Below are 7572 nucleotides of genomic sequence, written 5' to 3' on the forward strand. Positions count from 1 at the left end.
AGTAAGTTGTTCATTGTAAATGTTTTAAAGTTAAATTAATTTACTTATTTTCAATGAAATGAACAACTATATTATTTATTAATCAAAATGCACAACGGGTAGTTAAATATTTAATTTAGAAATCAGTAGTTTGCTCATAGTTTTTCATCTTTGATGAAATTACTATACATTTAATCTTATTTACTTGTTAAAAATCTATATATCAATATTATAAAATAAATTTAAAAAAATGAATGATAAAAATTTTCAGCGTGTAATCGAAATGTCTTTTGCGAGCGTTTATCCACATTATATCACGAAAGCAGAAAAGAAAAACCGAACAAAAACGGAAATTGACGAAATTATTTTTTGGTTGACAGGTTATACTGAAAAAGATTTGGAAGAAATTTTAACCAATAAAACCAACTTTCAAGATTTTTTTGAAAATGCGCCAAATTTTAATCCAAATGCGGCTAAAATAAAAGGTGTGATTTGTGGTTATCGTGTGGAAGAAATTGAAAATCCATTGATGCAAAAAATTCGATATTTAGATAAATTAATCGATGAATTAGCCAAAGGAAAAACGATGGAAAAGATTTTGAGAAGTTAGATTATTTCCACTTTTTGATATGCTCAATTGGTTGCTTTAATTGAAAACTTAACGATTTCATTTTCGCTTTTATCAACTTTTTTCGTCCATAATAACTTCTTGTGTAATGTAATTCTGCATCGCCTACAAGTTGCAACCATTGTTGATGAAAATATTCAGCCTTTTTCTTGTGTTGACCAATAATTTCGGGAACCGAATGATAATCTCTTTGTTTGAAAAGCTTCATCAACACACTTTTTCGTTCGATAAAATAACGTGGATTATCAATTGGATTTAAAATATTTTCGAGCGAATCTAAAAAAGTCGCCTTATCATAAGTTGTTGCCGACAATAAACTACACGAAATATTTCCCGATTTATCTACAGTTGTCAAAATATTTGTTTCTCGCAATTCATTAGACAATAAATTAAAATGTTGCAAAGTATTGAATAGCGCAACAGCTATTTTCTGAAAATCTTTGGTGATATCTCTATATTGAATATAAAGTTTGATGTTTTTGTAAAAATTAACTCCGAAATACACAATTCCGACCGTTGAAAGAAAAATTATGGTTGAAAGAAAACTTCTTTTCGACATCGAAAATAAAAGTGTTCGGATACTTTCTTCGAAAAAGAAAACGATAAAAGAGATGAATGAAAGAAGCAAACTTGTTGTTAAACTTTTTATCGACTTGGAATAATACAAATGTTTCGACAAATCATATTCTTTTTCTCCGTCATAAAAATACTTTAATTCATTATCAATCTTTGTTCCTTCGGCAATAGAATTTGTCCAAGAATCTCTAATTTGAATATCATTTTTGCTCCATTCTATCGTCTGCTGATTGTAATTTTCAATAGATTCCGCAGTAAATTGTTCAGGAAGATTCAGACGAGAAATACCATTCGAAATCGTGTTTTCCTTTTGCGAAATTCCAACAAAAGCCTCAAATCGTTGTCTCATTTTATCCAAATCTCCACCGCCATTTTGCGCAAACAAATCCAACGTAACCAAATGCCAAACGTTACTCACTTTATTTGGTTCTTCAGAATTTACACGGATTGCACGCCCACGCATCTGATTTGACGTTACAAAAGAACCTACATTACTCGCTAAAATCAAACTATTGATACTTGGTGCATCCCAACCTTCGCCCAAATAAGCGCGAGTTCCGACAATTATTTTGATAAAACCTTCATTGAATAATTTTGTTAAAACAGCCAACAAATTTCCTCTTGAATTATCTTCTGCAACAACTTCGAAAAAATTATCATCGAACATCACCGATTTGAACTGAATCGCTTCTGCTCTATCTTTGAACTGATAAATTATTTTTGGAAGAATGGTTTTTGAAACGATTACCATCGAACCTGTAATAATCGCAAGATGTGGAATTATTTCTGAATTTAGATTTCGAAGTTTTTCGAAAATTGGAAAAACACCTAGCTTAATTTTACTCGGTTCATTTTGTAAATTATCCGAATAAAATTCTTTTCGAATGTAATCCGTCAAAATCACCATGTGCAATTTATCGCCCAAATGTTGGTATTCTGACTTTACAATCTCTGCAATGCTATCAATTTTTTTTACACTATTTATCAGCGAATTTTTAACTTTTTGATTATAATGTAACGTAACTTTTTTCTGATCGATTGCTCCGATTCGTTTTAAATTCGTTAAAAATGATTTCAAAAATTTCTCGTGTTTCAAATAAAATTCTTCATCTTTAAACAACAGATAATTGAACATACATTCTGCCCAATAATAATTTAAAGTCGGAAAATATATCGTTTCGTTTTCTAATAAATCCAAATGCTGAAAATCCAATGGCGTATCAAACGATTTCAGATAAATCACAAAAGACGCATACGCATCAAAATCTGCATAAATTTCGTCGAAACAACTTGCAGGCGTTTTGATAAAATCTAACGTCAAAACAAAATCATACAAAGCTGTATTTTCTTTGATTTCTTGGAAAAAAGCTTCTACTTCTTCAAGATTTTTAGAAATAATTTCACTCTCGAAATTTGTAGGAAATGAGCATAACAACAAATCTTGATGTGGACATAAATCTTTTTGTTTAACCAATTCTGGAACAGATATTTCGCAATCAATCGAACCACAAAAAGTGAGATAACGATTCCATTCTTCTTTGGCAACATCAAAAGGCGGTGTCGCAGTTAGCGCAACAACCTTTGGCGATAATTCACTTTTGATTTTATTGAGACTTTTCCACCATTCATTTTTTAGATGATGCGCTTCGTCTACAATCAAAGTTTTGACGTTATTTTCTTTTAATAATTGAATCAAAGATTGCTCATCTTTCATCATCGAAGCATGCAATCCTTGATAAGTAGAGATGGTAAGAAATTTTGGTTGATGAATATCCATCGAAATCCAATCGACTTCCTTATTATCAAGAAAAAGCTCAATAAATCGATCTTTCCATTGATTACGAATCGCTAAAGTTGGCGCTAAAATAAGCGTAGGCTCATTAATTCGAAGCATTACTTCCAATCCCAAAACCGTTTTTCCAGAGCCAGGAGGTGCTACAACATTAAGATACGCATCTTCTAAATGAAATTCTAATTCATCTAAAACTCGCTGTTGATAATCGCGCCAAGAATACTTAAATTTTATAGGTTGAGTGTTGAAAGTCATGATTGATAAAAAACTGAATTATTTATCTCCTCGAATTTCCAGTTCCATATCCCATCAACACATCGTATCGTTGTCCCCAAGGGCGATAGTAAAACAATGCTTGATATTGATTTTCAGTTTGCCAAAAGCTTCCACTCACATAACTTGGATCAATTTTTCCGGTTTTGGTATTTTTTACGACATATTGATAATTGTAATAACCTTGTTTCAAAAATAATTCGGTTACCCAAAATCCTGCATCGTCTTTTTCTAATTTTGAGTTTTCGTCAATTTCCCAATTATTAAAAGCTCCCACAACATACGGAACGTATAATCCATTCTGATCTTCGAAAGCGTCTAATGCAAAATAAACCCACGAATAATCTGCTTCAGAATTTGCTGCATATTCGTTTCCATAACGATTATTTCGGATATAAAAATTTCCATTAATGTCTGGATAATCATCATAAGGTAAATTATATTTCGGAATATCTGCACGCAAAACAGTGTGATAAACACTATCTTTTCTGAATGTTTTTTCTGTTGTTAAACTCGGAACTTCTAGATTTTTGTTATCAAACCAATTGTATTCTGCACCACCATCAAACAAAATATTGGTATCATTATATGTTAATTGATTTGGACGAGAAAAAGATGGTTGATTAACAAAATAACCTTCGTTCCAATTGTTATTTTTCATCAAAAATAATTTTGCGCCGTCAGGAACTTCAGTCAAATTTTGTGTTCCGCTCGAAACTTGAACTTGTAAACGTTGATTCAATTTTTTTACGGTTGGATTATTGAAACGAGAAACCATCACGCCAACATCCGCAATTGGTTGATAAACGGCAAAACGTTTCGTGAAAATTGGGTTCGAATCATTTTCTAAATACACTTTCAACACATAATTTCCAGGCAGTTTTACATTCATTTGCTCATTCGGGAATTGAATTTGATAATTGGTATATTTTTGATACGTATTGAATGAATTTTTATATGTTCGCGCATAATCGGCATTAACACCATTTAGAAATTCGGTTTGAAAAATATTCGATTCTGACCAATCTGCATTTCTGTGTTCGATAGAATATTGATAACGTTTATAACCTGCGCTGATATCATCAAAAAGAAAAATTAATCTTTCGCTAGAACCTAACTTGATAATGGGTGTATTATCGTTTGTTTGCGGATTAAAAACTTGAATTGTCTTGATATTCTTTGGAGGAATTACATCCTGGAACTGCCCAAAAAGAACAGAAGTCAATAGACAAAGTATAATCGAATAGAATTTCATTTTCATTATAATTTTGATTGTTAAAAATACAAAAAAAGCGCATGCCTTTTTGAAAAAGACATACGCTTATATAACTCTAAAATTTATTTTTTAGTACAAAGCAGGAAACTCGTTTGGTTTCGCTTCGCGCATCAATTCATAAACTTGTTCTGTAATATCATCAACAGAAGGTTTTGAGAAATAATCTCCATCAGTCGCATACGCAGGACGGTGAGCTTTCGCTGTAATCGTCAACGGTGCGCTATCTAATGTAAAATATCCACCTTGTTTCTCGATAATTTCTTGTAACAAGAATGCACTTGCTCCACCTGGAACATCTTCGTCAACAATAACTAAACGATTCGTTTTGTTCAAACTTTTCGCGACATCTGCATTGATATCGAAAGGTAATAAAGATTGCGCATCAATTACTTCAACAGAAATACCTAATTGCTCCAATTCTTTCGCCGCATCCATCACAATTCTCCAAGTAGAACCATATGTTAACAACGTTACATCTTTTCCTTCTTTTGTAATTTCTACTTCACCAATTGGCGTTGTAAACTCACCGATATTAGTTGGTGCAGGCTCTTTCAAACGATAACCGTTCAAACTTTCTACAACAATTGCAGGCTCATCTGCTTGCATCAATGTATTGTAAAAACCTGCGGCTTTTGTTAAATCACGCGGAACCAAAACATTCACGCCACGAACCAAATTTAAGATTCCTCCCATTGGCGAACCTGAATGCCAAACACCTTCTAAACGGTGACCACGAGTTCTGATAATCACAGGCGCTTTTTGACCTCCATTCGAACGATAAAGCACAGTTGCCAAATCATCAGAAATTCCTTGTAAACAATAAAGGAGATAATCTAAATATTGAATTTCTGCAATTGGACGTAAACCACGCATCGCCAAACCAATTCCTTGACCAAGAATTGTTGCTTCGCGAATTCCTGTATCCGAAATACGATCGATTCCATATTTTGCTTGAAGACCTTCTAAACCTTGGTTTACATCACCAATATTTCCCGCATCTTCACCAAAAACTAATGCCTTTGGATATTTTTCGAAAATTTTATCGAAGTTATCACGTACAATTACACGACCATCTTCTAATGTTGGATTTTCTCCAAACTCAGGTTTTACTTGTGGAACTTGTGTTGCTGTACCAGAAACTAATTTAGTCGAATAAATTTCTTCTTCGCGTTTCATTTTAACATCTAACCAAGAAATTAATTCAGTTTTTGTAACTAAATTTTCTGAACGTATTAAACGAATTACTTTACGAACAGCTCCATAAACATCACGTTTAAAAGGGCTTTTCTTTGATTTTAGATTACTAATTTCAATGTTGATAAAAGCACCGTTAGCACTTTCTGAAGCAACTTTCGTTAATAATTCTAACGCTTCATTTTTCAAATCCAAAATTGGATTCAAATAATCGTCCCAACATTGTTTTTGAGAAGCTTTAACTTCAGCTTTAACTTCAGCTTCTAATTGATCTAACTCTTCCGCAGAAATAATTGCTTCCGAATGATCTGCAAATGCTAAAATATATTCACGGAATTTTGTGATTCCATCAAATTCTTTTTCCCATGTCAAACGCTCCTCTGATTTGTAACGCTCGTGCGAACCAGAAGTCGAGTGACCTTGCGGCTGCGTACATTCTTGCACGTGTACAATACACGGAATGTGATACTCACGCGCAAATCTTTCTGCACGTGTATACGCTTCAATCAAAGCAGCATAATCCCACGCTTTTACAGTAATAATTTCGTAACCTCTTTCCTCTTCCGTTCTTCCGAAACCTGATAATAATTCAGAAAGATTCGATTTTGTACGTTGAAATTTAGCTGGAACAGAAATTCCGTAACCATCGTCCCAAATAGAAACCACCATTGGCACTTGCAAAACTCCACCTGCATTTATCGTTTCCCAAAAATGACCTTCAGAAGTACTGGCATCACCAATTGTTCCGAAAGCAATTTCATTTCCGTTTACAGAAAATTGTTGTTCTTCGTCTGATTGAGGAACATTTCTAAAATATTTTGAAGCTTGTGCTAAACCTAACAAACGTGGCATTTGACCAGCTGTTGGCGAAATATCTGCACTCGAATTTTTTTGTTCTGTTAATTTTCTCCAAGAACCGTCTTCATTTAAAGAACGTGTTCCGAAGTGAGATGTCATTTGACGACCTCCAGATGAAGGTTCTTTCTCTAAATCTGTTAAAGCATATAATTGTGCAAAAAATTGTTCAACAGTTAATTGACCAATTGCGAACATAAATGTTTGATCGCGGTAGTATCCAGAACGGAAATCTCCATTTTTGAATACTTTTGCCATTGCAATTTGTGGTAATTCTTTTCCATCACCAAAAATTCCAAATTTTGCTTTCCCAGTAAGTACTTCTCTTCTCCCTAAAAGACTTACTTCGCGAGACATAAAAGCTGTCTTATAATCATTAATGATTTGACTTTTAAACTCTTCGAAAGTAATTTTATTTACCTCTTTTGTTTCCATTTCTTTTGTTTGTTGCATCACAAATTTAACAAAAGATTTATAACTTACACCATACAATTTACGTCTAACGAATAGATTATAGAATTGTATCATCCTATTAATACCTATAAAAATAAATACATAAAAAAACTTTACTGAGTATATGTTTGGTTTTTAACTTGCGAATTCACCATTACTTAATGGCTCAAACGAAATATAGAAGTGCAACTTTTGTGACGCAAGTAGAAGGAGTCAAGGAATACAAATTAACAAATTGATTACAAGTTTTATTGGTTCCTGATCAATCGCAAAGTAATGTTGTGGTTAACATTGTGTACAATGTTGGTTCTAAACACGAAGGTTATGGCGAAAAAGGAATGGCGCACTTGTTAGAACATATGTTGTTTAAATCAACAAAAAATTTAGGCGATATCAAGAAAATGTTATCTGACAAAGGTGGACGCGCAAATGGAACAACATATTATGATCGTACAAATTATTACGAAGTTTTCCCTTCAAGTGACGAAAATTTACGTTGGAGTTTGGAAATGGAAGCTCATCGAGTGTGCTTGTTGCACAACACTA

4 protein-coding genes and 1 pseudogene are annotated in these 7572 nt (G+C 33.0%); 2 read left to right on the top strand and 3 right to left on the bottom strand.

Features of this window, described 5'->3' with window-relative positions:
* Positions 1-229 precede the first annotated feature (229 nt).
* Positions 230-589 (top strand): DUF2200 domain-containing protein, encoded by a 360-nt coding sequence (locus B4E95_RS11505; protein WP_291062392.1) that lies wholly within the window; start codon positions 230-232, stop codon positions 587-589.
* Between the two features lies 1 nt (position 590).
* Here B4E95_RS11505 and B4E95_RS11510 read toward each other — a convergent pair whose 3' ends face one another.
* The 3 genes from B4E95_RS11510 to B4E95_RS11520 form a co-directional block, all read right to left on the bottom strand.
* The gene (locus B4E95_RS11510; protein WP_291091633.1) at positions 591-3230 is read right to left on the bottom strand and encodes a DEAD/DEAH box helicase family protein; all 2640 of its coding nucleotides are present in this window, start codon (positions 3228-3230) and stop codon (positions 591-593) included.
* A gap of 22 nt (positions 3231-3252) precedes the next feature.
* Positions 3253-4509: a type IX secretion system plug protein domain-containing protein gene (locus B4E95_RS11515; protein ID WP_291062396.1), complete on the bottom strand. Its 1257-nt coding sequence runs from the start codon at positions 4507-4509 to the stop codon at positions 3253-3255.
* Between the two features lie 84 nt (positions 4510-4593).
* Positions 4594-7008: an alpha-ketoacid dehydrogenase subunit alpha/beta gene (locus B4E95_RS11520; protein ID WP_291091635.1), complete on the bottom strand. Its 2415-nt coding sequence runs from the start codon at positions 7006-7008 to the stop codon at positions 4594-4596.
* Between the two features lie 179 nt (positions 7009-7187).
* On the opposite strand from B4E95_RS11520, the pseudogene B4E95_RS11525 reads away from it, so the two are divergent.
* Positions 7188-7572: pseudogene (locus B4E95_RS11525) on the top strand (M16 family metallopeptidase); the annotation flags it as partial.

Source organism: Empedobacter sp. UBA7494 (genome assembly GCF_002478465.1).
Lineage (GTDB): Bacteria > Bacteroidota > Bacteroidia > Flavobacteriales > Weeksellaceae > Empedobacter > Empedobacter falsenii_B.

What these genes read in the sequence shown, in the direction of transcription:
- B4E95_RS11505 (WP_291062392.1), top strand. Translation starts at nt 230, where the DNA reads ATGAATGATAAAAATTTTCAGCGTGTAATCGAAATGTCTTTTGCGAGC.
- B4E95_RS11520 (WP_291091635.1), bottom strand. Translation starts at nt 7,008, where the DNA reads ATGGAAACAAAAGAGGTAAATAAAATTACTTTCGAAGAGTTTAAAAGT.
- B4E95_RS11515 (WP_291062396.1), bottom strand. Translation starts at nt 4,509, where the DNA reads ATGAAAATGAAATTCTATTCGATTATACTTTGTCTATTGACTTCTGTT.
- B4E95_RS11510 (WP_291091633.1), bottom strand. Translation starts at nt 3,230, where the DNA reads ATGACTTTCAACACTCAACCTATAAAATTTAAGTATTCTTGGCGCGAT.